We start from the raw sequence: 24,486 nt of genomic DNA, 5'->3' as shown, positions 1-24,486 counted from the left end.
GAGGGCCTTTTCAAGCACCTCCAGCCCTCTAGGGGGTCTGAATTACTTCAGTTCCACCTTGGCGCCGGCTTCTTCCAGCTTCTTCTTGGCAGCGTCAGCGTCAGCCTTCGACAGGCCTTCCTTGACAGCCTTGGGAGCGGCTTCCACCAGGTCCTTGGCTTCCTTGAGGCCCAGGCCGGTGATTTCGCGCACGGCCTTGATGACCGACACCTTGTTCGCGCCGACATCGGCCAGCACGACATTGAATTCGGTCTTCTCTTCGACCACAGCGGCGGCAGCGCCACCACCGGCGGCCGGAGCCGACATTGCAGCGGCGCTCACGCCGAACTTCTCTTCGATGGCTTTCACCAGGTCGTTGAGCTCCAGGACCGTCATCGCGTCGAGTGCGGTCAGAAATGCGTCTTTATCGAATGCCATTTTTGTTTCCTAACAATTGGGTTGAATGTTTCAAACGCGAGGCTCAAGCGGCCTGCGCTTCTGCCGGTGCATCGGCAACGGGTGCAGCTTCGCCACCACCGCGCTTCTCGGCCAGCGCCGCGAGCACGCGGGCGGTACGAGAGATCGGGGATTGCATCAAGCCCAGCAATTGCGCCAGCAGCACTTCCTTCGAAGGGATGTTGGCCAGTTGCTTCACGCCGTTCACGTCCAGGGCCTTGCCGCCAAACGCGCCACCGCGAATCACCAACTTGTCGTTGGTCTTCGCGAAGTCGGCCACCACCTTGGCGGCAGCCACTGCGTCTTCGGAAAAGCCGTAGATCAGCGGACCGGTCATCTGGTCGCCAACAATCTCAAACGCGCTACCGGCGACAGCACGGCGTGCCAGGGTGTTCTTCAGAACACTCAGGGTCACACCCTTGCTGCGCGCTTCGATGCGCAGTTTGGTCATATCGGCCACCGTGATGCCACGGTATTCCGCCATCACGAGCGTTTGAGCTTTTGCGGCGAGGCTGGTCACATCACTGATGACCGCTTCTTTCTCACTGCGATTCAGACTCAAGGTCTACTCCTTTTAATGCGATCTTCGGCCAGGGCCTGGGATCGCGCTTCATGCAGCGACCAACAACTGTTTCGGAACAAAAATCAAATTCCTTGCAGCGGGATCGCCATCTGCGCTGGATACCGGAAGGATCGATCCGGCGATTAAGTGCAGCGCCCTGCACACCAGCGGTCTTGGATGGCCCGCAGCAACCTGAGCTGCCGCGACCCACCACATTCGCCCCGCCCCTTCACGTTAGATCAGGGGCAAGGCAAATCTCTTTAGCTCGCCGAGATGGTTTGCGTGTCCACGCGGACACCCAGACCCATGGTCGACGACACAGCCACCTTGCGCAGGTACACGCCCTTGCTGGTCGCGGGCTTTGCCTTGACCAGAGCGTCGATCAGCGCGGCGAGGTTGCCCTGCAGCTTGTCGTTGTCGAACGAGCGGCGGCCGATCGTGCCGTGCACGATGCCGGCCTTGTCGACGCGGAACTGGACCTGGCCAGCCTTGGCGTTCTTCACGGCCGTGGCGACGTCCGGGGTCACGGTGCCAACCTTGGGATTGGGCATCAGGCCGCGCGGACCGAGGATCTGGCCGAGCGTACCGACGACACGCATGGCGTCCGGTGCGGCGATCACGACGTCGAAAGGCATGTCGCCAGCCTTGACCATGGCAGCCAGGTCGTCCATGCCGACGATGTCGGCGCCGGCGGCCTTGGCTTCTTCAGCCTTGGCGCCTTGGGCGAACACGGCGACGCGCTTGGTCTTGCCGGTGCCGTTGGGCAGCACGACGGCGCCACGCACGACCTGGTCCGACTTCTTCGCGTCGATGCCGAGCTGCACAGCCACGTCGATCGATTCGTCGAACTTGGCGGTGGCGGCGTCCTTGACGATGACGATCGCGTCAGCCAGCGGGTACAGCTTGTTGCTGTCGACCTTGCCTGCGAGCGACTTCTGCTTCTTGGTGATCTTGGACATTTACACGCCCTCCACATTCACGCCCATCGAGCGGGCCGAGCCGGCGATGGTGCGAACTGCTGCGTCGAGGTCGGCGGCAGTCAGGTCCTTCATCTTGGCCTTGGCAATTTCTTCGAGCTGTGCGCGAGTGATCTTGCCGACCTTGTCGGTGTGCGGACGGGCCGAGCCCTTTTCCAGCTTGATGGCCTTCTTGATCAAGGTGATCGCCGGAGGCGTCTTGATGATGAAGGTGAAGCTCTTGTCAGCGAAGGCGGTGATGACCACCGGCAGCGGCAGACCCGGCTCGACGCCTTGGGTTTGCGCATTGAACGCCTTGCAGAACTCCATGATGTTCAGACCGCGCTGACCGAGTGCGGGACCGATCGGCGGGGACGGGTTGGCCTTACCAGCTGGCACTTGCAGCTTGATGAAGCCGACGATTTTTTTCGCCATGCTTTTTGCTCCTTGCGGGTGATATCGCCTTGGCTTGCGGCCAGGGCTCCCCGGGGTTGAACGACTCTTCGATCAAGGCCGCGCGCCGAGTCGGACAACGCGCAGCCGGGAATGCTTCAGGCCTTGCGGCCTGTGACTCAGGTCTTTTCGACCTGGCTGAATTCGAGCTCCACAGGCGTCGCGCGGCCGAAAATCATGACCGACACGCTGACCTTGCTCTTCTCGTAGTTGACTTCTTCGACCGTGCCGTTGAAGTCGGTGAACGGGCCTTCCTTGACGCGCACGAATTCGCCGACGGTGAACTCGACCTTGTGGCGCGGCTTCTCGGTGCCCTGCTGCATCTGGCTGACGATGTCCTCGACCTCTTTCTGCGAGATCGGGGCCGGACGGTTCTTGGCGCCACCCACGAAACCCGTCACCTTGTTGGTGTGCTTCACCAGGTGCCAGCTCTCGTCGTCCATGATCATTTCGACCAGGACGTAGCCAGGAAAGAAGCGGCGCTCGGTGGTGCGCTTCTGGCCGTTCTTGATCTCGACCACTTCCTCGGTCGGAACCAGGATGCGGCCGAACTTGTCCTGCATGCCGGCGCGGTTGATGCGCTCGGTGATGTTGCGCTCGACGGCCTTTTCCATGCCCGAATAGGCATGCACCACATACCAACGCAGATCGGGGTTGGCGGCGGGAGCCAGAATCGGAGTGTTTTCCTCTTCAGGCGTGGTTTCAACTACGTCGTCGGTCATTGCTTACTTTCTCCAGCCCAGAATGAGGTCGAAAAACACCCATTCGAGCGTCTTGTCGGTGAGCCAGAGGAAGACGGACATGATCGCCACAAAGGCGAACACATAAGCCGTCATCTGCATTGCTTCCTTGCGGGTCGGCCACACGACCTTCTTGACCTCGCGCCACGAGTCGCGGCCAAAAGCCCACAACTGACGGCCATTCTCCGAACTGCCAAAGGCACCCACCGCAGCGGCCAGGCCGACCAGCAGCGCAGCCCATTGCACCAGCGAGCCCTGACGCGACAGCAGATAGAACGCCACGATGGCGCCCACTGCCAGCACAACAGCCGCGGCCAACTTGGCCTTGTCTGCGCCGGTGCTCACGGTTTCGATTTGAGAAGTGGCCATGGTTGGCTGATTTCCTGCGCCTTTCGGCCTTCTATTCAATGCGCCTCTTGAGACGCCGAAGCCCATCGGGTCACGATGGGCTTTTTCGGGGCGCCACCTAGGTGGCAGGGGCAGTAGGAATCGAACCTACAACCTTCGGTTTTGGAGACCGACGCTCTGCCAATTGAGCTATACCCCTCCGGTACTCTTTTCGCTCGACTTAGATGTCGAGGATTTTCGCCACGACGCCCGAACCCACGGTGCGGCCGCCTTCGCGGATGGCGAAGCGCAGGCCTTCTTCCATCGCGATCGGGTTGATCAGCTTCACGGTGATGCTGACGTTGTCGCCAGGCATGACCATTTCCTTGTCCTTGGGCAGCTCGATCGCGCCGGTCACGTCCGTCGTGCGGAAGTAGAACTGCGGACGGTAGTTGTTGAAGAACGGCGTGTGACGGCCGCCCTCGTCCTTCGACAGGACATACACCTCGGCGGTGAAGTGCACGTGCGGCTTGATCGAGCCGGGCTTGCACAGCACTTGGCCGCGCTCGACTTCTTCGCGCTTCGTGCCGCGCAGCAGCACGCCGACGTTGTCGCCAGCCTGGCCCTGGTCCAGCAGCTTGCGGAACATTTCCACGCCGGTGCAGGTGGTCTTGACGGTCGGGCGGATGCCGACGATTTCGATTTCCTCGCCGACCTTGATCACGCCGCGCTCGACAGCGCCGGTCACGACGGTGCCGCGACCCGAGATCGAGAACACGTCTTCCACGGGCATCAGGAAGGTGCCGTCCACGGCGCGCTCGGGCGTCGGGATGTAGGTGTCGAGGGCTTCGGCCAGCTTCATGATGGCGCCTTCGCCCAGCTCGCCCTTGTCGCCTTCGAGGGCGAGCTTGGCCGAGCCGTGGATGATGGGGGTGTCATCGCCGGGGAATTCGTACTTGTCGAGGAGTTCGCGGACTTCCATTTCGACCAGCTCGAGCAGTTCCTTGTCGTCGACCATGTCGCACTTGTTCAGGAACACGATGATGTAGCCCACACCCACCTGGCGCGCCAGCAGGATGTGCTCACGGGTCTGGGGCATCGGGCCGTCAGCGGCCGAGCACACCAGGATGGCGCCGTCCATCTGGGCGGCGCCGGTGATCATGTTCTTCACGTAGTCGGCGTGGCCGGGGCAGTCGACGTGTGCGTAGTGGCGGTTGGCCGTTTCGTACTCGACGTGCGCGGTGTTGATCGTGATGCCGCGGGCCTTTTCTTCGGGCGCAGCATCGATCTGGTCGTAGGCCTTGGCTTCGCCGCCGAACTTGGCCGACAGCACCGTGGCGATCGCCGCCGTCAGCGTGGTCTTGCCGTGGTCGACGTGACCGATCGTGCCCACGTTCACGTGCGGCTTGGTGCGGGTGAATTTACCTTTTGCCATTTTTCGACTCCGAAAAAAACGTTTCCAACGTATGCAGATGGGTTGCAAAGCTGCCGTTGCAACCCCCAAAAACTGGTGCCCTTTGCGGGAATCGGACCCGCGACCTCTCCCTTACCAAGGGAGTGCTCTACCACTGAGCCAAAAGGGCTTTGTCTAACCAAATCGCATTCCTGCGCCGAACCGGATCTCTGGAGCGGGAGACGGGAATCGAACCCGCGTCATCAGCTTGGAAGGCTGGGGTTCTACCATTGAACTACTCCCGCATCAGGGGCACTTCAAGGCACCCAAAGCGCTAGATCCAATCGCTCCTAGAAACCAAATTCATCGCTGGTGGAGAGGGCTGGATTCGAACCAGCGTACTCGTAAGAGGGCAGATTTACAGTCTGCTGCCATTAACCACTCGGCCACCTCTCCGGCGAACCTCGAAATATAGCACGGTTTTGTGACTACCCAGAAATCCCAGCATCAAGAAGATGCGGAAGAACTGCCCGAGGCGTGAGCCCACGATTATCTCCGAAGTTCAGCCCTCCGGCCGCTGCGCCTCCCGCCATGCGCGCGCTTCGCCGAAATGACCGCAGCCGATGAACGGCACGGGCGGGCGCAGCGCCGAAAGGGGCGACGGATGATTCGCCATCAGCACCTTATGGCGCCCAACATCGATCAACGCACGCTTACTCTGCGCGTGCGAGCCCCACAGCATAAAAACAACAGGTTTGGTGCCAGCCGAAACATGGCGGATGGCGGCATCCGTCAGCACTTCCCAGCCGCGGCCGGAATGGCTGGCGGGCTGCGCTTCTTCGACCGTCAGGCAGGTGTTGAGCAACAGCACGCCGTGCTTCGCCCACTTCACCAGGCTGCCGCCCGGGTTCGGAAACGGCGGCTGCGGCGCGCCGAGGTCGCGCTGAAGCTCCTTGAAGATGTTGCGCAGCGACGGCGGCAGCGCCACGCCGGGCGCCACGGAGAACGCCAGCCCCTCGGCCTGGCCGCGTCCGTGGTACGGGTCCTGGCCCAGGATCACCACGCGCACCTCGTCGGGCGGCGTGAGTTCCAGCGCCCGCAGCGGCTGCGGCGGAAAGATCACGGCGCCCGCATCGAGGCGTTCGCGCAGGAAACCCAGCAACTTCTGCCCGACGGCGCCACCGAAAAAGTCGTCGACCAGCGGCTGCCAGCCGGGCGCTACCGGCCAGTCGGCGGGATCGCTGCTCGACAGCTGATCGGGCCGATTCATTTGAACAACGCAGCCAGGGCCTCGCCGGGCTCCTTGGCGCGCATGAACGCCTCGCCGACCAGGAATGCATTGACGCCGGCCACGCGCAGCGTAGCCACGTCCGAGCGCGTGGCGATACCCGATTCGGTGACGGGCAGGCGGTCCGCCGGCAGCCTGGGCAGCAGATCGATGGTCGCCTGGATCGACACCTCGAAGTTGCGCAGGTTGCGGTTGTTGACGCCGATCAGCGCGGTCTTCAGCTTGAGCGCGCGGTCGAGTTCGGCGGCGTCGTGCACTTCCACCAGCACCGCCATGCCCAGCCCGCGCGCGATGGCTTCGTAGTCCTTCATCTGCGCGTCGTCGAGGCACGCGACGATCAGCAGGATCGCATCGGCACCCATTGCGCGCGATTCGTACACCTGGTACGCGTCGATGATGAAATCCTTGCGCAACACCGGCAGGTCGCACGAGGCGCGGGCTTGCTTGAGGTAGTCCACGCCGCCCTGGAAGAACTGCTTGTCGGTCAGCACCGAAAGGCAGGCCGCACTGATCTCTCCATCGCCTTCGGCGTAGCTCTGCGCAATGTCGGCGGGAATGAAGTCCTCGCGCAGCACGCCCTTGCTCGGGCTGGCCTTCTTGACTTCGGCGATCACGGCGGCATGGCCGGCGGCGATCTTGGCGCGCAGCGCGGCTTCGAAATCGCGCGTCAGCACGCGGCTCTCGGCGTCGAAGCGAACGGCCTCGAGCGGCGCGCGCTTCAGGGCCGCCGCCACTTCCTGGTGCTTGACGGCAACGATCTTGTCGAGGATGTCGGACATAGCTTTGGGTTCCGTTTTCTTGAGGCTCAGACGGCCGCAGAGGCCTTGACCAGTTCGGCCAGCTTGGCCTTCGCCGCGCCCGACGCGATGGCAGCGCGCGAGCGCTCCACGCCCGCCGCCACCGAATCGACCACGTTCGCCGCATACAGTGCGGCGCCAGCATTCAACAACACGATGTCGAGCGCGGGGCCGGCGTGATTGTCGAGCACGCCAAGCAGCATCGCCTTCGACTGTTCGGGCGTCTCCACGCGCAGTGCGCGGTTGCTCGACATCTGGAAGCCGAAGTCTTCCGGATGCAGTTCGTATTCGCGAATTTCGCCGTCCTTCAGTTCGCCCACCATGGTGGCCGCACCAAGCGAAATTTCGTCCATGCCGTCGCGGCCGTAGACCACCATCGCATGCTCGGCGCCGAGCCGCTGCAGCGCACGCACCTGGATGCCCACGAGGTCGGGGTGGAACACGCCCATCAGGATGTTCGGCGCACCGGCCGGATTCGTCAGTGGCCCGAGGATGTTGAAGATCGTCTTGATGCCGAGCTCCTTGCGCACCGGCGCGACGTTCTTCATCGCGGGATGGTGGTTCGGAGCGAACATGAAGCCGATGCCCACCTGCTCGATCGAGCGTGCGATCTGCTCGGGCTTCAGGTTGATGTCGACGCCCAGCGACTCCAGCACGTCGGCGCTGCCCGACTTGCTCGACACGCTGCGCCCGCCATGCTTGCTCACCTTGGCACCCGCCGCGGCCGCGACGAACATCGAGCAGGTCGAGATGTTGAAGGTGTGCGAACCGTCGCCGCCGGTACCGACGATGTCCACGAGGTGCGTCGTGTCCGTCACGGGCACCTTGGTCGACACCTCGCGCATCACCTGCGCGGCGGCGGTGATCTCGCCGATGGTTTCCTTCTTCACGCGCAGGCCGGTAATCAGCGCAGCCATCATCACGGGCGAGCACTCGCCGCTCATGATGAGGCGCACGATGTGCAGCATCTCGTCGTGGAAGACTTCGCGGTGTTCGATGGTGCGCTGCAGCGCTTCCTGGGGGGTGATCATGGAAAGTCTCCTGGAAAGTGCGTCAGGAACCGACGCGAACGGCGGGCGCGTCGGTGAACGCGAGCTTGAGGCCGAAGCCGATGAAAAGCACGCCGGCGGCGCGGTCGAGCCAGTGCATGCCTTTCTGCACGGCGCTGCGGTGCGCCATCCAGCTCGCGGCCATGGCCCATCCGACGTTGACGGGGATGGCGTTGAGATTGAACAGCACGCCCAGCAACACGAAGGCCAATGCCTTGCTGTCTGTGCCCGGCGCGATGAACTGCGGCACGAAGGCCAGGAAGAACAGCGCAACCTTCGGATTCAGCACGTTGGTCCAGAAGCCGCCAAGGAAGATCGCCTTGAGGCTGCGCGCCTCGCTCACGGCGGCCACGGCTTCCAGGTCGGCTGGTGGCTTCGCGCGCGACAGCAGCATGCGCACACCGAGGTACAGCAGGTACGCCGCGCCGATGTACTTGAGCACGGTGAAGGCCGTGGCGGATGTCGCCATCAGCGTGCCGACGCCGACCGCTGCGGCGAAGATGTGAACGAAGCAGCCTGCCGTGATGCCAAGCCCCGCCATGACGCCGGCGCGCACGCCCGAGCGCAGCGAGTTGGTCACGACGTAAAGCACGTCGGGGCCCGGCGTCAGGTTCAGCAGCCAGCCGGCGGCGATGAAGGCGAGCAGATGGGGAAGATCAGGCATCGCGTTCTCGCAGCACTCAGGACTTGTTGAAGAAGGCGCGGATCGCGCCGATGGCCCGGTCGACGCCGGCGGCATCGACATCGAGGTGCGTCACGAAGCGCAGGCGGTAGAGCCCGGTTGCAAGGATGCCCTGCTGGTTGAGGCTCGCGAGCAGTTCCGAAGAACGCGCCTGCGCGGCGCCGGCAAGATCGACGAACACGATGTTCGTGTGCGGCGCCTCGACCTTCAGCCCTTCGATGCCTTCGAGCCCCTGCGCCAGGCGCTGCGCCAGTGCGTGGTCGTTGGAGAGACGGTCGACATGACGGTCGAGCGCATGCGAAGCCGCTGCCGCCAGAAGCCCCGCCTGCCGCATGCCGCCGCCCGCCATCTTGCGGATGCGGTGTGCCCGCGCGATGAACTCCCGCGAACCCACCAGGGCAGAACCGATGGGCGCGCCGAGCCCCTTGCTGAAGCACACCGACACGCTGTCGAAACATTGCGCGATGCGGCGGGCTTCCGCGCGGATGTCGCTTCGATTGTTCAATGCCGCCTGCGCGGTTGCCGCATTGAAGAGCCGCGCGCCGTCGAGGTGCCGCTGCAGCCCCCTGCTCCTCGCTAGATCAGTCGCCGCCTGAACGTACTCGAAAGGCAGCAGCTTGCCGCCCAGCGTGTTCTCCAGCGCCAGCAGCCGCGTGCGGGCGAAGTGCGCGTCGTCGGGCTTGATGGCCGCCTCGATCTGCGCGAGCGGCAGCGTGCCGTCGGGTGCATGGTCGAGCGGCTGCGGCTGCACGCTGCCGAACACCGCGGCGCCGCCGCCTTCCCAGCGGTAGCAGTGCGCCTGCTGGCCGACGATGTATTCGTCGCCGCGGCCGCAGTGCGACAGGATCGCACAGAGGTTGCTCTGCGTGCCCGTGGGCACGAACAGCGCCGCCTCGAAGCCCAGCATGGCCGCGATCTTTTCCTGCAACGCATTCACGCTCGGGTCGGTGCCGAAGACGTCGTCGCCGAGCGGCGCCGCCATCATGGCCTCGCGCATCGCCGGGGTGGGTTGCGTGACGGTGTCGCTGCGCAGGTCGACGAGGGAGGAGCGGTCTGTCATGGCGGGATCAATCGAGAAAGTTCTTGAGCATGGCGTGGCCGTGCTCGGTGAGGATCGATTCGGGATGGAACTGCACGCCCTCGATGCGCACATCATGCGCAAAGCCGGTGTGCCGCACGCCCATGATCTCGCCGTCGTCGGTCCATGCGGTGATGGCCAGCTCTTTCGGGCAGCTTTCGCGCTCGATGGAGAGCGAGTGGTAGCGGTTGACGGTGAACTTCGCGGGCAGCCCCGCGAACACGCCTTCCTGCGTGGTCGTGATCTCGCTGGTCTTGCCGTGCATCAGCTGCTGCGCGCGCACGATCCTGCCGCCGAAGGCCGCGCCGATCGCCTGGTGGCCCAGGCACACGCCGAGGATCGGCAGCTTGCCCGCGAACTGCTTGATGGCCGGCACCGAAACGCCCGCTTCCGCCGGCGAACAAGGCCCCGGCGACACCACGAGCCGCGTCACGCCCGAGGCGATCAGCTCGCCGATCTGCGCTACCGTGATCTCGTCGTTGCGATGCACCTGCACATCCGCGCCCAGCTCGCCGAGGTACTGGACGATGTTGTAGGTGAAGGAATCGTAGTTGTCGATCATCAGCAGTTTCATGGCTTGCTCACAATCCGGTGCACGCCCTTGACGACGGGGAATACGTTGAAGTTGATCAGAAGGCCCAGCTTGAGGCCCGAAAGACGCAGCGCGGCCAGCACCTGGGCGCGATGCAGGTCGGTCAGCACGTCGACTGCCCTGAGTTCGACGATGACCGACTGCTCGACCACGAAGCCCGCGCGGTACACCTCGCCGAGCGAGCGGCCCTTGTAGGTGGCGGACAGCGCCACGTCGCGCGTGAAGCCGATCTCGCGCTCGGCGAGTTCGATCGCCAGCGCGGCGGCGTAGGCGTCTTCGCTCAGGCCCGTGCCAAGCACGCGCTGCACCTCGACGGCGGCGCCGATGATCTCGTGCGAGAAGTCGTTCTGAATATCCGGTGCGGTGCTCATTCCAGGCCTTCCTCGACCAGTTCGGCGGCACGCAGGAGTGCGCGCGCCTTGGCTTCCGTTTCCCTCCACTCCAGCTCGGGCACCGAGTCGGCCACGACGCCGGCCGCGGCCTGCACGTGCAGCATCTGGTCCTTCACGATGCCGGTGCGGATGGCGATGGCCACGTCCATGTCGCCCGCGTAGCTGATGTAGCCGCAAGCGCCGCCGTACAGGCCGCGCTTGGTGGGCTCCAGCTGGTCGATGAGCTCCATCGCATGCACCTTGGGCGCGCCGGTCAGCGTGCCGGCCGGGAAGGTGGCCTTGAGCACGTCGATGGCGGTCATGCCGTCCTTCAGCGTGCCTTCGACGTTGCTCACGATGTGCATCACGTGGCTGTAGCGCTCCACCGCGAAGGCTTCCGTCACCTTCACGGTGCCGGTCTTGGCGATGCGGCCGATGTCGTTGCGCGCGAGGTCGATGAGCATCACGTGCTCGGCGCGCTCCTTCGGGTCGTTGATGAGTTCCACCTCGGCCGCCTTGTCGAGCTCGGTCGATGCGCCGCGCGGGCGCGTGCCGGCCAGCGGGCGGATGGTGATCTTCTGCTCGCCTTCGCCCGTGTTCTCCTGGCGCACCAGGATCTCGGGCGACGCGCCCACCACGTGGAAGTCGCCGAGGTTGTAGTAATACATGTAGGGCGACGGGTTCAGCGAACGCAGCGCGCGGTACAGCGACAGCGGCGACTCGGTATAGCGCTTGCTGATGCGCTGGCCCACCTGCACCTGCATGAAGTCGCCGGCGGCGATCATTTCCTTGGCGCGCTCCACGGCTGCGAGGTAGTCGGCCTTGGCGAAGCTGCGCTCGGGCGGGTGCGGCTGCGTGGGCTTCACGATGGGTGCGCTCACCGAGTACTTGAGCTTTTCCTTCAGCTCGCGCAGGCGTCGCTTGCCCACGGCATAGGCCTCGGGCTGCTTCGGATCGGCATAGACGATGAGGTAGAGCTTGCCCGAGAGGTTGTCGATGACCGCCAGTTCCTCGCACTGCAGCAGCAGGATGTCGGGGCAGCCCAGCGTGTCGGGCGGACAGCTGTTCTCGAGCTTGCGTTCGATGTGGCGCACGGTGTCGTAGCCGAAGTAGCCCGCGAGGCCGCCGCAGAAACGCGGCAGGCCGGGCCGCAGTGCCACCTTGAAGCGCTTCTGGTATTCGGCAATGAAGTCCAGCGGATTGCCCGCGGCGGTCTCGACCACCTGGCCGTCGGTCACCACCTCGGTGACGGCCTCGGCGCCGAAGCCGCTGGCGCGCAGCAGCGTGCGCGCCGGCAGTCCGATGAAGCTGTAGCGCCCGAAGCGCTCGCCGCCCACCACGGATTCGAGCAAGAAGCTGTGCTTGCCACCGCCCTGCGAATGGGCCAGCTTGAGATAAAGGGACAGAGGCGTTTCGAGGTCGGCAAAGGCCTCGGCCATCAGCGGAATGCGGTTGTAGCCCTGGGCGCTGAGGCTCTTGAATTCAAGTTCGGTGATCACGGATTCGTTCTCCAGTTGCCGGCCGGCGCTGCTTTGGCCGTGGCAAGGTCATTCACGGATGGTCCGGCGTCGTCGTGTGTGTCGATCCGGAACCGCGGGCGCACGGCGTGCGCCGTGCAATCAAACAGTCAGCGAAGTATGGCGACGCCAGGGCCAGGCTCCCCGGCTGCCTTCACCTGTTTGAATGATGTGATGAACGAACATATGAGGCGCGGAGTTTAGCCCACGAAAACGCGCAAGCGTGCACCGGGAGCCGCCAACCTCGGTTTTGAGGGTTCCCCCGAGGGCGAAACGTAAAACGAAAAGATACATTCGCACGACCGTTCGCAAAAATCCAAGGAGTCCCCCGTTGACTGCTCTTTCGCTTCCGGGCGCGTTCTTCTCGCGCCTCCTCCTGGGCGCCTGTCTGGCCACCGCAGCCCTCGGCGCCTCGGCCGCGCAGGTCGACGTGGCCGGCGTCAAGCTCGAAGACCAGATGGATCTGCGCGGCACCCCCCTGGTGCTCAATGGCGCGGGCATTCGCTACAAGGCCATCTTCAAGGTCTACACGGCCGGCCTGTACATGGGCAAGAAGGCATCGACCACCGAAGAGGCACTGGCCGCGCCGGGCCCCAAGCGCGTGGCCATCACCATGCTGCGCGACATCGACGCGAACGAGCTCGGCAAGCTCTTCACCAAGGGCGTGGAAGACAACTCGCCCAAGAGCGAGATGGTCAACCTCATTCCCGGCCTGTTGCGCATGGGCCAGATGTTCGCCGACCAGAAGCAGCTGAAGGCCGGCGACACTTTCACCATCGACTGGCTGCCCGGTACCGGCACGGTGATCACCGTGCGCGGCGTGGCGCAGCCCGATCCGATCAGGGAGCAGGCCTTCTTCAACGCGCTGCTGCGCATCTGGCTGGGGCCGAATCCGGCCGACTGGAAACTGAAGGACGCGCTGCTCGGCAAGCAATAGCTCGCCAACAAGCAGGCAGCGCCGCTATCGCATCGCGGCCGCCCCGAACTCGGCCAGCGAATCGACAAAGCCATCGGCATCGACGCCGCGCACCGGCTCGCCGTGGTTGTAGCCGTAGGTCACGAGCACCACGGGGCAACCCGCACCCCGTGCGGCGCGCGCGTCGTTGCTCGAGTCGCCGATCATCAGCGTGCGCGCAGGCTGGGTGCCCAGTGCTTCGCAGGTCTTCAGCAACGGCAGCGGATCGGGCTTCTTGCGCTCGAAGGCATCGCCGCCGAACACCAGATCGAAGAAGCCGTCGAGACCCTTGCCGGCAAGCAGCGGCTTGGCGAACGACGTCGGCTTGTTGGTGAGGCAGGCCAGCCTGAGGCCTCGCGCACGCAGCGCCTTCAACCCGTCGATCACACCGGCATACACCGCCGAATGCTGTCCGTTGATGGCAAGGTAGTGATGCTGATAGCGCTCCCACGCGCGATCGAACAGCGCACGCGCCTTCGCGCCAGCAGCGTCGGCGCCCGACGGCGCCATCACGTGCACGAGCGCGGAATGGATCAGGTGCTCCGAGCCCTTGCCTACCATCGCCTCGATGGCGGCAGGCGCCACATGCGGCAGCGAGAGATCGTCGAGCATGCGGTTCAGCGACGCGGCGAAGTCGCCGAGCGTGTCGATCATGGTGCCGTCGAGGTCGACGATGGCTGCGTCGAAGCGGGTGTGGTCGAAGCTAATAGAGTTCAAAACAAACAAATAGAGTTCAAAAAATTGCCTGGTACTCTACTGGCCATCAAAAAATAGAGTTCAAAAAAAATCGTAAATGCCGGGTGAAAAGCGAAGGTGCACCCGCAGTAGCTGCAGTTCATCGAAGATGTGAGAGCCAAGCCTCGTGAGGCGCAGTTTTCGCCAAACGCATTCCTGATCGGACGATCAGATTTCGCACGTCGCCTGACTTGAGGAGAACACCAGGCTCCACATTTGGGATCGGCATGTTGTGCGAGCCAACCAAGCGCCGCACGGGAAATCGGGTACCTACGCGACGTAGGCCGCCATGAAGACCCGTACAGCCTCGCGCAGAAGAGCCCTGTTTTCCCGGGAATCCGGCATCTCGAGCTTCAGCAGTCCGCGGATGTGCCCGGAGCCCAGGAACATCGACAGGAAAAGGTCCGCCGCCTGAAGCGGGTTCCGCACCTTCAGCGTGCCCGCCGAGTTGGCACGGCGCAGGTATGCAGCCAGCGCGTCGTTCACACGCTCCGGGCCCTCCTTGTACAACGCGCGGCAGACTTCCGGCTGCGCCCCCGCGACGCCATAGACAGCGCGCAACGCGCCCAGTGCGTCACCGCGCACCAGTGCGAGAAACCGAGCGCCGATCGCCAGCAGCACCTTCTCCGGCTGGTCCGGGTCCAGCGTCCCGGCGCCAGGGAAGCCAGCCATTACGGCTGCCGTCCTGTCGCGCACGACCGCCTCGAACAGCCCCTCCTTGGAGCCGAAGTTGCTGTACACGGTCATCTTGGAGACGCCTGCGTCCGCGGCGATGGCATCCACGCTGGCACGCTCCAGGCCATGCTCGTTGAAGTGCCTTTGCGCCGCTTCCAGGATGCGCCGCACGCGCTCGGGATCGCGTGGCCGCCCGCGTTGGGGCTTCGGAGCAGAAACTGGTAGACGGGCCATGGGCATATTTAGTGGACTTGACAGTTTACTATATCGACTCTAAATTACTGTACCAGATAGTCCAATAATCTACCAGCCCACACGGAGCCCATCACCATGAATGACGTCATCATCATCGGCGGCAGCTTTGCCGGCCTCGCCGCCGCCCTGCAACTCGGCCGTGCCCGCCGCAAGGTCACCGTTCTCGATACCGGCCGGCCGCGCAACCGCTTTGCCGGCCACTCGCATGGCCTGCTCGGCCACGATCACAAGCCACCGCTGGACATCCTGGCCGAGGCGCGGCAGCAGCTGGCGCGCTATCCAACGATCAGGCTGGTCAATGCCCGGGCCGAGAGCGTGTCTGGCGCCATCGACGATTTCTGCGTCGTCACTGACGATCACGAAAGCCTCGGGGCGCGCCGCGTGATCCTGAGCTACGGCGTCGCCGACCAGATGCCAAATGTTCCGGGCTTTGCCGAAAGCTGGGGCACGTCCATCGTGCCCTGCCCCTATTGCGACGGCTTTGAAGTCGCCGACCGGCATTGGGGCCTCGTCTGGTCCGGCCCGCAATCGCACAATCAGGCCAGGCTGTTCCGCGATTGGACCGACAAGTTGACTGTCTTCGCCGATGGTCACGACATCCCGCCCGATATCCAGGCCGATCTGGCGCGCCGCAACATACCTGTCATCGATGGCCGGATCGTCGAGATCGCCCATCACAAGGGCCATATCTCCACAGTCAATCTCGATACCGGCCGCAATGTCGCGGTCGACGTCCTGTTCGCCCATCCGCGCAACAAGCCGTCCGCAAGCCTGCATGAATCACTGGGCCTCGCCACGGTGGATACGCCCACCGGCATCGTCCTCAAGGTCGACGAGCGCCGCCAAACCAGCATGCCCGGCATCTACGCCGCCGGCGACCTGACCACGCCCTTCTTGCCCTCGGTCACCCAGGCATCGTCGCAGGGCGCGATGGCGGGAATCTTCGCCCAGCAATCGATGCTGGCTTGAGAGCATCGATTCCCTTCTCCGGTTGCCGCGGGCTTGATTCTGAAAGCTTGCGGGCCGGTGTCACGGAGAGCCGGCTGGCCGGCTGACCCCGCATTACACCCGGCGCCTGAGGACACGCGCCTGTCCAAACCAGGAACGCCGAAGCCAGCATCAGCATCTCTCGTCCGACCGCTCTTGGAGAAGCCCCACACATGGAGTTCGAACACGTCACTTTCGACCTGCCACACGGCACCTTTCATGCGTTGCAGGGGGGTGATCCCGATGGCCAACCGACCATCGTCTTGCACGGCTTCCCGGACCATCCGCCGACGGCGAAGCCCTTCCTTGCCGAGCTCGGTCGCCGTGGGCGTCACGTCGTCTCCCCCTGGCTTCGCGGTTACGCCCCGTCCCCGACTGCGGGGCCGTTCGACTTCGCTGCCCTCACCGGCGACGTGATCGCCCTGATCGACCGCTGGTCTCCGGGGCGGCCCGTGGAGTTGATTGGCCATGACTGGGGCGCCCTGGTCACCTACGATACCTGCGTCACCGCGCCGGAGCGGATCGAACGCGCGGTCACGCTCGCAATCCCTCATCCACTCACGTTCATGCGCCAGCTTGCGCGCCCCGCTCAGCTACGCCGGAGCTGGTACATGGGACTCTTTCAACTGCCGGGAAGCGGCTGGATGGCCGCCGCCCGCGATCTCGCCCTCATCGACCACCTCTGGCGTCAGTGGTCGCCCGGCCTCTCGCTAGCTCCTGCTCTCCAGGCAGAGCTGCACGAGCACCTGCGGGCGAGCATGCCCGCGCCTCTCAAGTACTACCGGGCGATGCTGCGCCCCGGCATGCTTGGAGCGACGCGCCGCCTGTCTCGGCCGATCGCGGTGCCCCTGTTGCAGCTTCACGGTGCCGACGACGGCTGCATCCTCCCCCAGCAGGTCGACGACCGACATCGGTTCGCCGCTCCGCACGCGCTGGAAGTCATCCCCGGGGTCGGTCACTTCCTGCACATCGAGGCCCCCGAGGCGATCGCGAAACGGATCGCGGCATGGGCCGAGTAGCGTCATTTCCCCCTGCCTCGATAAAAGGGTAGCTAGTTAAGAACGAATCAGCACAAGGAGATAGCATGACAGAGAAAAATGCCTATCAGGTCGCCGACTGGAATGGCCAAAGCGGAGGGCGCTGGGTCGCCAACCAGGCCCGGCTCGACGCCATGGTGGCGGTGTTCGGCCAGGCCGCGATCGAAGCCGTCGCGCCTGCGACGGGCGAGCGCGTGCTGGACGTCGGCTGCGGCGCGGGCGCGTCGAGTCTGGCTCTGGCCGCCCGCGTTGGCCCGGGGGGCCAAGTGCTGGGAGTGGACATATCCGAAGCGCTGATCGACCGAGCGCGCGCGCTTGCGCCACAGGATACGTCGGCCCTGTTCCGGGTGGCCGACGCCAGCAGCGCCGAGCTGCCCGAGGGCGCGTTCGACATCCTGTTTTCGCGTTTCGGGGTGATGTTCTTCGACGATCCGACAGGGGCGTTCGCCCACTTGCGACGCGCGCTCCGGCCGGGCGGGCGGGTCGCTTTCGTCTGCTGGCGCGGCGTGGCCGAGAACGATTGGGTGCGCCTGCCGATTGGCGCGCTCAAGAGCATCGTCCCGTTGACTGCGCTGCCCGATCCCGAAGCGCCCGGCCCATTTTCGTTCGGCGACCAGGGACGAGTGGCGCGCATCCTGACGGCAGCCGGCTTCACCGATATCGCTATCGCGCCCTTCGATGCTTCCGTCCCGTTCGGCGAGGGCGGGACGCGGGACGCTGCGATCGACGACGCGGTGAAGATGGCGCTCGAGGTCGGCCCGCTTTCGCGCGCGCTCGCTGATCAGCCCGACGACATCCGCGCCCGCGCCTCGGCCGCGGTTCGTGCCGTCTTCGCAGGCCTCCCCGGCGAGCGTTCGGTGATGATCGACGGCGCAGCGTGGATCGTCATGGCACGCAATCCGATCAGACCTGCCTCCTTACACAACTGATCCTCCTCACTCCACTGCCTCTACACAACGGAACTGCCATGTCGAATTCCAAAGTTGTCCTCGTCACCGGCGTGTCGTCAGGCATCGGGTGCGCCGCCGCCACAAAGTTTGCCGAACAAGGCTGCCGGGTCTTCGGCACCGTGCGCAACACGGCAAAGGCCCAAGCCATACCTGGCGTCACGCTCATTGAGATGGACATCCGCGACGATGTTTCCGTTGATCGAGGCATTCAGGCCATCATCGCGCAGGCCAAGCGCATCGATGTGCTGGTCAACAATGCGGGTGTGACCCTGCTGGGCGCGACTGAAGAAACCTCGATTGCCGAAGCCCAGACGCTGTTCGAAACCAACCTTTTCGGCCTCTTGCGCGTGATCAAGGCCGTGCTGCCGCACATGCGTCAGCAGCGTTCCGGTCGTATCGTCAATGTCAGCTCGGTGGTGGGCTTTCTATGTTCGCCGTACATGGCCTTGTATGCGGCCTCCAAATACGCTGTTGAGGGGCTGTCCGAGTCACTGGATCATGAAGTACGCCAATTCGGCATCCGCGTGTCGCTGGTCGAACCCTCCTTCACCAAAACCAACCTTGATCTCAACGCGCCTCAGACTGCTGCCAGAATCCCGGACTACAGCAAAGAGCTTGCCATCGTCACCAAAGCCTTCCAGAACAACGTGCAAAAGGCGCCCACGCCTGAAGGCGTTGTGGCGACGATGGTCAGCGCGGCACTTGGTCCGTGGAAGATGCGCCACACGCCCAAGGGCGAAGCGTCCCTCCTGGCCAAGTTGCGCCGTTTCATGCCCGCTGGCCCGGTCGAAAAGGGCCTGCGCAAGACGTTCGGACTGGGCTGAAATCACAGCTGTGTTCACGGCCGGGTGCTAGACCTCATGGAGTAATATGAGCGTGCTTGAACTGAAGGTTCCTCCCCCCATCGTGGCGCTTGTCCTGGCGCTTCTTATGTGGCTGACGCCAGCCATCGCGGGCCTTGTGCAGATTCCCTATCCGGCCCGCGTGCTCTGCGCCGTCATTTTGGTGTGCATTGGCCAAGGCATCAGCATCGCCGGAATGGTTGCGTTTCGGCGCGCCAAGACCACCGCGAACCCCATCAAGGCAAGCTTGGCGTCCTCGTTGGTCATCCAAGGCGTGTACCGGTATACGCGCAACCCCATGTATGTCGGACTCTTGCTTACCCTGTTGGCGTGGGCAGTGTTTCTGGCGAATCCGTTTGCGGTACTGTGGGTTGTCGTGTACGTGCTTTACATCACCCGGTTCCAAATCGTCCCGGAAGAACGCGTGCTGGCGTCTCTATTTGGGGCAGAGTACGAGGCTTACAAAGAGCGGGTACGCAGATGGGCATGAGGCCTAACGGGTCTGCAAGGACTTCCCCCTAAGTCATCAACACATCCCAGCGCAGCAAGGAAATCGGAAGCGGCCGCCCCCCTCAACGGCGAGAGCCCACGGCGTTCTGCATATTGTTTCAAAAAAAGCCGCCGCCACGCGTCGGAAACTTTTCCCGGTCTTTTGCACACCTACCGTCCATCGTTTGCAAAACTCACCACCGAGGAACACTCCATGCGTCTCACGACGAAGGGCGGCTTCGCCTTGACGGCCATGATCGATGTCGCGATGCGCGAGCGGGACGGCCCCGTGCCATTGGCGTCGATCAGCCAGCGGCAACACATTGCCCGTTCTTCGCTGGAGTTGCTCTTCAGCAAGCTGCGCCAGCATGCGCTGATCAAGGCAACGCGCGGCCCTGGAGGCGGCTACACATTGACGCGCAGGGCTTCCGAAATCACCGTGGCTGACATCCTTGCCTCGGTCGATGGCCAGCCCGTGGCGGACACCGAGGCCTCGCCAAGGAAGGACACCGCTGGCAAGGGCTGCTATTCGACCGACGCGCTGTGGGCCTCCGCCAAGCACCATGTCATGGAGTTTCTGGGCTCCGTCACGCTGCAGAGCCTGGTCGAAGAGCAACTCGCCAAGGGCGTGCGCGTCGAGCACGAAGCGCCGACGAAGAGACAGACCCCGCAAATCTCCGCCGTCACGCCAATGCGCGTGAATGCGCCGAACTCCGTGTTCGCCTGGAACGGCGTGTTCGCCAAGCGCTGAACGCCACGCGCGTGCGGGCTCAAGCCTGCTGCGCTTCGGTCAGCGCCTGCGCCGCCACCACTGCCTCGGTGCGGTTGCGCACATTCAGCGCGCGGAAGATCGCCGCAAGGTGGATCTTCACGGTGCCCTCGCTGATGCCGAGGCTGCGCCCGATCAGCTTGTTGGGCTTGCCTTGCGACAGCAACTGCAGCACCTCGACCTGCCGCTCCGTCAGCACGTTGCGCAGGTGCTCCAGCGTCTGGCTGCCAGCGCCGCCATTGCCGCTGCGCACCAGCGCCTCGGCGCCGGCCTGCGGCGCCACGCCGGCCACGATGCCGGGCGGCAGCGCAGCCAGCATCATCGGCGGCACGTACACGCCGCCGGCCAGCACCAGCCGCACGGCCGAGAGCATGACCTCGGGCGAGTAGGCCTTCGGAATGAAGCCGAGCACGCCGCGCTCGAGCGCGCTGCGCATGATGGCCGGGTCTTCGTAGCCCGACAGAACGATCAGCGGCACGGCCGGATGGCGGCGGCGGATTTCGTCGATGTGGGCCTGGCCGTCGGCGCCGGGCATGTTGAGGTCGATCAGGGCCAGGTCGAGATCATCGGTGGCTCCGGCAAGCAATTCGTCGACGCTCATCGCCAAAACGAATTCGATGCCAGGCTCCAGCTCCGACAACTTGGCTTTGACCGCCTCGATGACGAGCCGGTGGTCGTCGGCGATCAGGATTTTCATGATGCTTTTTCCCGTGTCCCAGCGTGCAGTGAATTGCAGGCGCTGAAGATACCGGCGAATGCCCCGTGCAGCAAGGGCGGCGGCCCCACCAACGGCATAGACCCCAAGCGGTATGGCGCGGGGCGAGAGCCATTTGAAAGAATGCACGCCTACTCGAAGAAACCGGGGACATGGGCATGTGCCATCGCAGCAGACTCCGGCGCAAGGCATCCTTCGCAACGCATGGCTGAGCGAGCCCACGCATGGCTCGCCTTCTCGACTGCTTCTCCAGCTTCATCTCGTTCGGTCTCGCGCTGGATGCATCGATCGCGGCCGGCGCGCCGCCGCTGCTGCCGCACGAGACCGCACAGCAGCAGGCCCGCCAGCTGCTCGATGCGGCCCGCGCCGCCGCCGAGGCCTTCGGCACGCCCGCAGCGCAGATCGAATCGGCAACCTTCGCAATGGTGGCCTGGATCGACGAAATCCTCGCGCGCCATCCCGGCGCAACCGCTGCCGTCAACACGGCTGGCGCAGCCCCGCTGCAGGTGCAGCTCTTCAACTCCAACAACGCGCACAGCGAGTTCTTCCATCACCTGTCTGCCCTGACCCCACAGGACGACCCCGTGCGCGAGGTGTACTGGCATGCGCTGGTGCTCGGCTTCAAGGGCCAGTACTACTTCGAGGATGGCGACCACGGCGAGCTCGGCAAGCTCAAGGAACTGCACGGCCGGCAACTTCAGCTGCGCCCGCTGTCCACCGGCAGCCCGGTGCAGGACCGCGTCGCGCCGCAACCCCACGACGTGTCCGACCCGCGCGGCCCCGGCGACACGCGCCGGCGCGACCGCACGCTGTTGCGCAGCAGTGCCGCGCTGGCGCTGATGCTGCCGCTGCTCTACCTGCTGTGGCTGTGGTCCACCGGGCCGCCGGCCACCGCCGCGGGCCCGGGCCAGCGCGTGGAGCAGCATCTGCAGACTTTCGCCTGCGCCGACCTCACGGCCGGCATCGACCCCGAGGGCCGCACGCACGTCACCGGCTTCGTCTCGGTGCCCGGCGACCTGCCGCGCGTCAAGAGCGAAGTGAGCGCGATTCCCGGCGTGCAGGCGCCGCACTTCGACGTCGGCCTGCGCGTGTGGCCCCACTGCGAGGTGTTCGCGATCCTCAAGCCCTACCAGGCGCGCAACCGCGAGAAGGCCTACGGGCTGGAGGTGGATGCACCTTCGGCCCGCGAAGGCGACCTGCGCGAGGGCGACGGCGTGCGCGTGCGGGTGGTGGCGCCGCGCCACGACAGCTACATCTGGGTCGACTACTACACCGCCGACGGCTCGGTCATGCACCTCAACGCCGGACAGGCGCCCACGCGGCTGCGGGCCGGCGAGACGCTGGAGCTGGGCCGCGACGTCCCTTCGAGCTGGCTGGTGAGCCCGCCCTTCGGCAGCGTGCTGATCACGGTGCTCTCGTCGCCGACGCCTTTTACAGAAACATCCGGCCGGCCGCCTTTCGAGCTGGCCTCGGCCTACCTGCTGCGGCTGCGCGAGGCGCTGGCGGCGAGCAAGAACGGCGAGCGGCTGATCGCGGACTTCGTGTTCCTCGAAACCGTTGCGCGTTGAACGGGTTGCCGTTCCCCGCCCCCCGCTTCTGGCGGCTCGCCGGCATGCGGCGCGGCGCTCACTTCGCGTCGACGCGGATCGCGCGGGCGCTGAAGTTCACGTCAAGCGCCTGCGCCTTGCCGGTAGTGACGGGCCTCACTTCGCGCCAGCGCGCGCGGTCGAGATCGCGGAACGCCGCCATCACGCCGATGGACTTCGCATCGGGCGGCAGGTTGAAGTCGAGCTTCTTCGTCTCGCCGGGCCGCAGCAGCACCTCTTCGCGCTGCACCAGCTCCGCGCCGAGCGTGGCCTGGTCCTTCTCGAACAGCGAGAAGAAGTCGGCGCCCTCGAAGGGGCCCGGCGACTTCAATGCATACACGCGCACGGTGAGCGGCGAGGCGCGGCCGCGCGCATCGGGGTTGGCGTCGGCACCCGCCGTGAGCGTAACGGCCACCGTGGTGACGACCGGCTTGCTTGCGCAGCCCGAGATCAAAAGACCCGCTGCAGCAAGGCCAAGGACCGCAATGCGGCGCCGCGTTGCAGCGGCAAGGAAGCCTTCATAGGACGAATGGTGTGTACCCAGCGTGCGCATGCTATTCCCTTCGTTGCATTGACCGGTCAAGACGCATCTTTGATTATCACCAGCGAACTCCAACAGGCAACATGCTGACCAACGAACTTGCAGCCACACTGCTCGCGCCCATCGGCGAGGCCTCGCCATGCGGCGACGATCTCGAGTACGACGCGGACTTCATGGCGCTGGTGGCGGCCGCGCAAGGCAAGCCCGAGCAGCAGTTCGGCGACACCGTGATCCCCGCGGTCGAACCCGAGTGGCGCGAAGTGGGCGAACAGGCCGGAAGCATCCTGCGCCGCAGCAAGGACGTGCGGGCCGCAGTGCTGCTGCTGCGCGCATCGACGCACCTGCAAGGCGTGCCCGGCTTCGTTGCCGGACTGCAACTGCTGACGGGTCTGCTCGACACCTTCTGGGAAGGCATACATCCAAAGCTGGATGCCGACGACGGCAACGACCCGACGATGCGCCTGAACGCGCTCGCGCCCTTCTGCGACGAGAGCCAGACGATGCTGCGAGAGCTGTACGACGCACAGGTGGGCGTGGCACCCGGCGTGGGGCCGATACGCGTGCGCGACATCGCCGTCGCCCACAACGCACTGGGCGCCGTGAGCGGCGAAGCCACCTACTCGGCCTCGCAGGTCAAAGGCGGCCTCGAGGCCATCCACGCGTCCCAGCCCGAGCCGTTGCGAACCGCGATGGACGTGCCCGCCCTCCTCGAGAAACTGCGGGCCTTGCTGGTCGATCGCACCGGCCGCGCCGACGCCATCGACCTGACCCCGCTTCGCACCGTTGCCCTGGTGCTGAAGAAAGCGTGCGGCGCCGCCGCTGGCGCGCCTGACGAAGCGCCAGCGAGTGCGGATGCCGAAGCCGACGAATCGCAGGCGGCCGGCACCACCGCCCGTCCCACCGCGATGCGCGGCGAGATCCAGAACCGGCAGGACGCGCTGCAGATGCTCGACCGCGTGATCCGCTACCTCGAGCAGGCCGAGCCCGGCAACCCCGCGCCGCTGCTGATCGAGCGTGCCAAGAAGCTCATCGGCGTGAGCTTTCTCGAGATCATGGCCAACCTCGCGCCGAACGCGATGGACACCATCGAAACGGTCACGGGCCGCCGCCCGTCCGAATAAGCCCGCCCTACCCGACACCCGCACTCATTCACACCCGCAAGGAGCATCTCCATGGCCAAGAGCAGTCAGAAATTCATCGCCCGCAACCGGGCGCCCCGGGTCCAGATCGAGTACGACGTGGAGCTCTACGGGGCCGAGAAGAAGGTGCAGCTGCCCTTCGTGATGGGCGTGCTGGCCGACCTGTCGGGCAAGCCGGCCGACCCGCTCGCGCCGGTGGTCGACCGAAAGTTCCTCGAGATTGATGTCGACAACTTCGACTCGCGCATGAAGGCCATGAAACCGCGCGCGGCGTTCGCGGTGGAGAACTCGCTCACCGGCGAAGGCGACCTCAAGGTGGAACTCACCTTCGAGAACATGGAAGATTTTTCGCCCGCCGCCGTGGCGCGCAAGGTCGGTGCGCTCAACAAACTGCTCGAGGCGCGCACCCAGCTGTCGAACCTCGTCACCTACATGGACGGCAAGGGCGGCGCCGAGGACCTGCTGGCCAAGGTGCTCGAAGACCCGGCGCTGCTGCAGACGCTGGCCGCGAGCAAGAAACCCGAAGACGGCAGCGCGTCCGCCACCTGACACCCATCCGAGCACACGAGGA

At 64.9% G+C, this 24,486-nt stretch carries 29 protein-coding genes and 4 tRNA genes; 10 read left to right on the top strand and 23 right to left on the bottom strand.

The genetic code is table 11. The features are described from left to right. Nucleotides 1–42: 42 nt before the first annotated feature. The 19 genes from rplL to trpE form a co-directional block, all read right to left on the bottom strand. Nucleotides 43–417, bottom strand: a complete 375-nt coding sequence (gene rplL / locus ACCD11_RS18325; RefSeq protein ID WP_007831060.1) for a 50S ribosomal protein L7/L12 — start codon at nt 415–417, stop codon at nt 43–45. A gap of 43 nt (nt 418–460) precedes the next feature. Next, a complete protein-coding gene (gene rplJ / locus ACCD11_RS18320; RefSeq protein ID WP_007831059.1) occupies nt 461–997 on the bottom strand; it encodes a 50S ribosomal protein L10 in 537 nt (178 codons plus the stop codon). Between the two features lie 260 nt (nt 998–1,257). Further along, a complete protein-coding gene (gene rplA, locus ACCD11_RS18315; protein WP_007831052.1) occupies nt 1,258–1,956 on the bottom strand; it encodes a 50S ribosomal protein L1 in 699 nt (232 codons plus the stop codon). Continuing rightward, nucleotides 1,957–2,388: a 50S ribosomal protein L11 gene (rplK, locus tag ACCD11_RS18310; RefSeq protein WP_007831051.1), complete on the bottom strand. Its 432-nt coding sequence runs from the start codon at nt 2,386–2,388 to the stop codon at nt 1,957–1,959. Between the two features lie 137 nt (nt 2,389–2,525). After that, entirely contained in the window at nt 2,526–3,128 is a 603-nt protein-coding gene (gene nusG, locus ACCD11_RS18305) for a transcription termination/antitermination protein NusG (protein WP_007831050.1), read from the bottom strand. A gap of 3 nt (nt 3,129–3,131) precedes the next feature. Further along, nucleotides 3,132–3,515, bottom strand: a complete 384-nt coding sequence (secE, locus tag ACCD11_RS18300; RefSeq protein WP_007831049.1) for a preprotein translocase subunit SecE — start codon at nt 3,513–3,515, stop codon at nt 3,132–3,134. Nucleotides 3,516–3,617: 102 nt separating this feature from the next. Then, nucleotides 3,618–3,693: transfer RNA gene (locus ACCD11_RS18295), tRNA-Trp, on the bottom strand. A gap of 21 nt (nt 3,694–3,714) precedes the next feature. Then, nucleotides 3,715–4,908, bottom strand: coding sequence for an elongation factor Tu (gene tuf / locus ACCD11_RS18290; RefSeq protein ID WP_108143266.1), 1,194 nt, complete (start codon nt 4,906–4,908; stop codon nt 3,715–3,717). 73 nt (nt 4,909–4,981) lie between these two features. Further along, nucleotides 4,982–5,056: transfer RNA gene (locus ACCD11_RS18285), tRNA-Thr, on the bottom strand. 41 nt (nt 5,057–5,097) lie between these two features. Continuing rightward, a tRNA-Gly gene (locus ACCD11_RS18280) sits at nt 5,098–5,171 on the bottom strand. 65 nt (nt 5,172–5,236) lie between these two features. After that, nucleotides 5,237–5,322: transfer RNA gene (locus tag ACCD11_RS18275), tRNA-Tyr, on the bottom strand. A gap of 106 nt (nt 5,323–5,428) precedes the next feature. Next, nucleotides 5,429–6,136 carry a uracil-DNA glycosylase gene (locus tag ACCD11_RS18270; RefSeq protein ID WP_413314951.1) on the bottom strand — a complete coding sequence of 236 codons (708 nt, stop codon included), beginning with the start codon at nt 6,134–6,136 and terminating at the stop codon, nt 5,429–5,431. Continuing rightward, nucleotides 6,133–6,933: an indole-3-glycerol phosphate synthase TrpC gene (trpC, locus tag ACCD11_RS18265; protein ID WP_413314950.1), complete on the bottom strand. Its 801-nt coding sequence runs from the start codon at nt 6,931–6,933 to the stop codon at nt 6,133–6,135. The genes ACCD11_RS18270 and trpC overlap by 4 nt, the downstream gene beginning before the upstream one ends. A 26-nt stretch (nt 6,934–6,959) precedes the next feature. Beyond that, nucleotides 6,960–7,982 carry an anthranilate phosphoribosyltransferase gene (gene trpD, locus ACCD11_RS18260; RefSeq protein WP_413314949.1) on the bottom strand — a complete coding sequence of 341 codons (1,023 nt, stop codon included), beginning with the start codon at nt 7,980–7,982 and terminating at the stop codon, nt 6,960–6,962. Between the two features lie 22 nt (nt 7,983–8,004). Next, the gene (locus ACCD11_RS18255) at nt 8,005–8,664 is read right to left on the bottom strand and encodes a LysE family translocator (protein ID WP_007830968.1); all 660 of its coding nucleotides are present in this window, start codon (nt 8,662–8,664) and stop codon (nt 8,005–8,007) included. A gap of 16 nt (nt 8,665–8,680) precedes the next feature. Next, complete coding sequence (ltaE, locus tag ACCD11_RS18250) at nt 8,681–9,742, bottom strand: low-specificity L-threonine aldolase (protein ID WP_413314948.1); 1,062 nt, start codon at nt 9,740–9,742, stop codon at nt 8,681–8,683. 7 nt (nt 9,743–9,749) lie between these two features. After that, entirely contained in the window at nt 9,750–10,334 is a 585-nt protein-coding gene (locus tag ACCD11_RS18245) for an aminodeoxychorismate/anthranilate synthase component II (protein ID WP_007830966.1), read from the bottom strand. Continuing rightward, the gene (locus ACCD11_RS18240) at nt 10,331–10,723 is read right to left on the bottom strand and encodes a GxxExxY protein (RefSeq protein WP_007830965.1); all 393 of its coding nucleotides are present in this window, start codon (nt 10,721–10,723) and stop codon (nt 10,331–10,333) included. Before ACCD11_RS18240 ends, ACCD11_RS18245 begins: the two co-directional genes overlap by 4 nt. Next, entirely contained in the window at nt 10,720–12,222 is a 1,503-nt protein-coding gene (gene trpE, locus ACCD11_RS18235; RefSeq protein ID WP_413314947.1) for an anthranilate synthase component I, read from the bottom strand. The genes ACCD11_RS18240 and trpE overlap by 4 nt, the downstream gene beginning before the upstream one ends. Before the next feature lie 349 nt (nt 12,223–12,571). On the opposite strand from trpE, the gene ACCD11_RS18230 reads away from it, so the two are divergent. Beyond that, entirely contained in the window at nt 12,572–13,177 is a 606-nt protein-coding gene (locus tag ACCD11_RS18230; RefSeq protein ID WP_007830959.1) for a chalcone isomerase family protein, read from the top strand. A gap of 24 nt (nt 13,178–13,201) precedes the next feature. Here ACCD11_RS18230 and gph read toward each other — a convergent pair whose 3' ends face one another. Both gph and ACCD11_RS18220 read right to left on the bottom strand, forming a co-directional pair. Then, nucleotides 13,202–13,912 (bottom strand): phosphoglycolate phosphatase, encoded by a 711-nt coding sequence (gene gph / locus ACCD11_RS18225; protein WP_413314946.1) that lies wholly within the window; start codon nt 13,910–13,912, stop codon nt 13,202–13,204. Between the two features lie 288 nt (nt 13,913–14,200). Continuing rightward, the gene (locus ACCD11_RS18220) at nt 14,201–14,776 is read right to left on the bottom strand and encodes a TetR/AcrR family transcriptional regulator (RefSeq protein ID WP_413314945.1); all 576 of its coding nucleotides are present in this window, start codon (nt 14,774–14,776) and stop codon (nt 14,201–14,203) included. Between the two features lie 159 nt (nt 14,777–14,935). Between ACCD11_RS18220 and ACCD11_RS18215 the strand changes: the two genes are divergently transcribed. From ACCD11_RS18215 to ACCD11_RS18190, 6 genes are all read left to right on the top strand, one after another. After that, complete coding sequence (locus ACCD11_RS18215) at nt 14,936–15,829, top strand: NAD(P)/FAD-dependent oxidoreductase (protein WP_413314944.1); 894 nt, start codon at nt 14,936–14,938, stop codon at nt 15,827–15,829. Between the two features lie 191 nt (nt 15,830–16,020). Further along, a complete protein-coding gene (locus ACCD11_RS18210; protein ID WP_145744280.1) occupies nt 16,021–16,866 on the top strand; it encodes an alpha/beta fold hydrolase in 846 nt (281 codons plus the stop codon). A 65-nt stretch (nt 16,867–16,931) separates the two neighbouring features. After that, a complete protein-coding gene (locus ACCD11_RS18205) occupies nt 16,932–17,813 on the top strand; it encodes a class I SAM-dependent methyltransferase (RefSeq protein WP_413314943.1) in 882 nt (293 codons plus the stop codon). A 38-nt stretch (nt 17,814–17,851) separates the two neighbouring features. Next, complete coding sequence (locus ACCD11_RS18200) at nt 17,852–18,658, top strand: oxidoreductase (RefSeq protein WP_007830949.1); 807 nt, start codon at nt 17,852–17,854, stop codon at nt 18,656–18,658. A gap of 46 nt (nt 18,659–18,704) precedes the next feature. After that, nucleotides 18,705–19,166 (top strand): methyltransferase family protein, encoded by a 462-nt coding sequence (locus ACCD11_RS18195; protein ID WP_413314942.1) that lies wholly within the window; start codon nt 18,705–18,707, stop codon nt 19,164–19,166. Nucleotides 19,167–19,379: 213 nt separating this feature from the next. Continuing rightward, nucleotides 19,380–19,916, top strand: coding sequence for an Rrf2 family transcriptional regulator (locus ACCD11_RS18190; RefSeq protein ID WP_413314941.1), 537 nt, complete (start codon nt 19,380–19,382; stop codon nt 19,914–19,916). Nucleotides 19,917–19,935: 19 nt separating this feature from the next. Here ACCD11_RS18190 and ACCD11_RS18185 read toward each other — a convergent pair whose 3' ends face one another. Then, nucleotides 19,936–20,631 carry a response regulator transcription factor gene (locus ACCD11_RS18185; protein WP_007830939.1) on the bottom strand — a complete coding sequence of 232 codons (696 nt, stop codon included), beginning with the start codon at nt 20,629–20,631 and terminating at the stop codon, nt 19,936–19,938. Between the two features lie 242 nt (nt 20,632–20,873). Between ACCD11_RS18185 and ACCD11_RS18180 the strand changes: the two genes are divergently transcribed. Then, a complete protein-coding gene (locus ACCD11_RS18180) occupies nt 20,874–22,217 on the top strand; it encodes a DotU family type IV/VI secretion system protein (protein WP_413314940.1) in 1,344 nt (447 codons plus the stop codon). A gap of 58 nt (nt 22,218–22,275) precedes the next feature. On the opposite strand, the gene tssJ is transcribed toward ACCD11_RS18180, so the two are convergent. After that, nucleotides 22,276–22,788, bottom strand: coding sequence for a type VI secretion system lipoprotein TssJ (tssJ, locus tag ACCD11_RS18175; RefSeq protein WP_007830934.1), 513 nt, complete (start codon nt 22,786–22,788; stop codon nt 22,276–22,278). 71 nt (nt 22,789–22,859) lie between these two features. Here tssJ and tssA point away from each other — a divergent pair, with 71 nt between their 5' ends. Both tssA and tssB read left to right on the top strand, forming a co-directional pair. Continuing rightward, on the top strand, nt 22,860–23,897 hold the full coding sequence (gene tssA, locus ACCD11_RS18170; protein WP_413314939.1) for a type VI secretion system protein TssA: 1,038 nt from the start codon (nt 22,860–22,862) through the stop codon (nt 23,895–23,897). A 51-nt stretch (nt 23,898–23,948) separates the two neighbouring features. Next, nucleotides 23,949–24,464, top strand: coding sequence for a type VI secretion system contractile sheath small subunit (gene tssB / locus ACCD11_RS18165; protein WP_007830930.1), 516 nt, complete (start codon nt 23,949–23,951; stop codon nt 24,462–24,464). Nucleotides 24,465–24,486 lie beyond the last annotated feature (22 nt).

This window comes from Variovorax sp. Varisp36 (assembly GCF_047304235.1).
Taxonomy (GTDB): domain Bacteria; phylum Pseudomonadota; class Gammaproteobacteria; order Burkholderiales; family Burkholderiaceae_C; genus Variovorax.
This window is presented reverse-complemented; position numbering and strand designations above follow the sequence as displayed.

Coding starts and splice junctions, on each gene's coding strand:
- rplL (WP_007831060.1), bottom strand. CDS start 417: ATGGCATTCGATAAAGACGCATTTCTGACCGCACTCGACGCGATGACG.
- rplA (WP_007831052.1), bottom strand. CDS start 1,956: ATGTCCAAGATCACCAAGAAGCAGAAGTCGCTCGCAGGCAAGGTCGAC.
- rplK (WP_007831051.1), bottom strand. CDS start 2,388: ATGGCGAAAAAAATCGTCGGCTTCATCAAGCTGCAAGTGCCAGCTGGT.
- nusG (WP_007831050.1), bottom strand. CDS start 3,128: ATGACCGACGACGTAGTTGAAACCACGCCTGAAGAGGAAAACACTCCG.
- secE (WP_007831049.1), bottom strand. CDS start 3,515: ATGGCCACTTCTCAAATCGAAACCGTGAGCACCGGCGCAGACAAGGCC.
- tuf (WP_108143266.1), bottom strand. CDS start 4,908: ATGGCAAAAGGTAAATTCACCCGCACCAAGCCGCACGTGAACGTGGGC.
- ACCD11_RS18270 (WP_413314951.1), bottom strand. CDS start 6,136: ATGAATCGGCCCGATCAGCTGTCGAGCAGCGATCCCGCCGACTGGCCG.
- trpC (WP_413314950.1), bottom strand. CDS start 6,933: ATGTCCGACATCCTCGACAAGATCGTTGCCGTCAAGCACCAGGAAGTG.
- trpD (WP_413314949.1), bottom strand. CDS start 7,982: ATGATCACCCCCCAGGAAGCGCTGCAGCGCACCATCGAACACCGCGAA.
- ACCD11_RS18255 (WP_007830968.1), bottom strand. CDS start 8,664: ATGCCTGATCTTCCCCATCTGCTCGCCTTCATCGCCGCCGGCTGGCTG.
- ltaE (WP_413314948.1), bottom strand. CDS start 9,742: ATGACAGACCGCTCCTCCCTCGTCGACCTGCGCAGCGACACCGTCACG.
- ACCD11_RS18245 (WP_007830966.1), bottom strand. CDS start 10,334: ATGAAACTGCTGATGATCGACAACTACGATTCCTTCACCTACAACATC.
- ACCD11_RS18240 (WP_007830965.1), bottom strand. CDS start 10,723: ATGAGCACCGCACCGGATATTCAGAACGACTTCTCGCACGAGATCATC.
- ACCD11_RS18215 (WP_413314944.1), top strand. CDS start 14,936: ATGAATGACGTCATCATCATCGGCGGCAGCTTTGCCGGCCTCGCCGCC.
- ACCD11_RS18210 (WP_145744280.1), top strand. CDS start 16,021: ATGGAGTTCGAACACGTCACTTTCGACCTGCCACACGGCACCTTTCAT.
- ACCD11_RS18205 (WP_413314943.1), top strand. CDS start 16,932: ATGACAGAGAAAAATGCCTATCAGGTCGCCGACTGGAATGGCCAAAGC.
- ACCD11_RS18200 (WP_007830949.1), top strand. CDS start 17,852: ATGTCGAATTCCAAAGTTGTCCTCGTCACCGGCGTGTCGTCAGGCATC.
- ACCD11_RS18195 (WP_413314942.1), top strand. CDS start 18,705: ATGAGCGTGCTTGAACTGAAGGTTCCTCCCCCCATCGTGGCGCTTGTC.
- ACCD11_RS18190 (WP_413314941.1), top strand. CDS start 19,380: ATGCGTCTCACGACGAAGGGCGGCTTCGCCTTGACGGCCATGATCGAT.
- ACCD11_RS18185 (WP_007830939.1), bottom strand. CDS start 20,631: ATGAAAATCCTGATCGCCGACGACCACCGGCTCGTCATCGAGGCGGTC.
- ACCD11_RS18180 (WP_413314940.1), top strand. CDS start 20,874: ATGGCTCGCCTTCTCGACTGCTTCTCCAGCTTCATCTCGTTCGGTCTC.
- tssJ (WP_007830934.1), bottom strand. CDS start 22,788: ATGCGCACGCTGGGTACACACCATTCGTCCTATGAAGGCTTCCTTGCC.
- tssA (WP_413314939.1), top strand. CDS start 22,860: ATGCTGACCAACGAACTTGCAGCCACACTGCTCGCGCCCATCGGCGAG.
- tssB (WP_007830930.1), top strand. CDS start 23,949: ATGGCCAAGAGCAGTCAGAAATTCATCGCCCGCAACCGGGCGCCCCGG.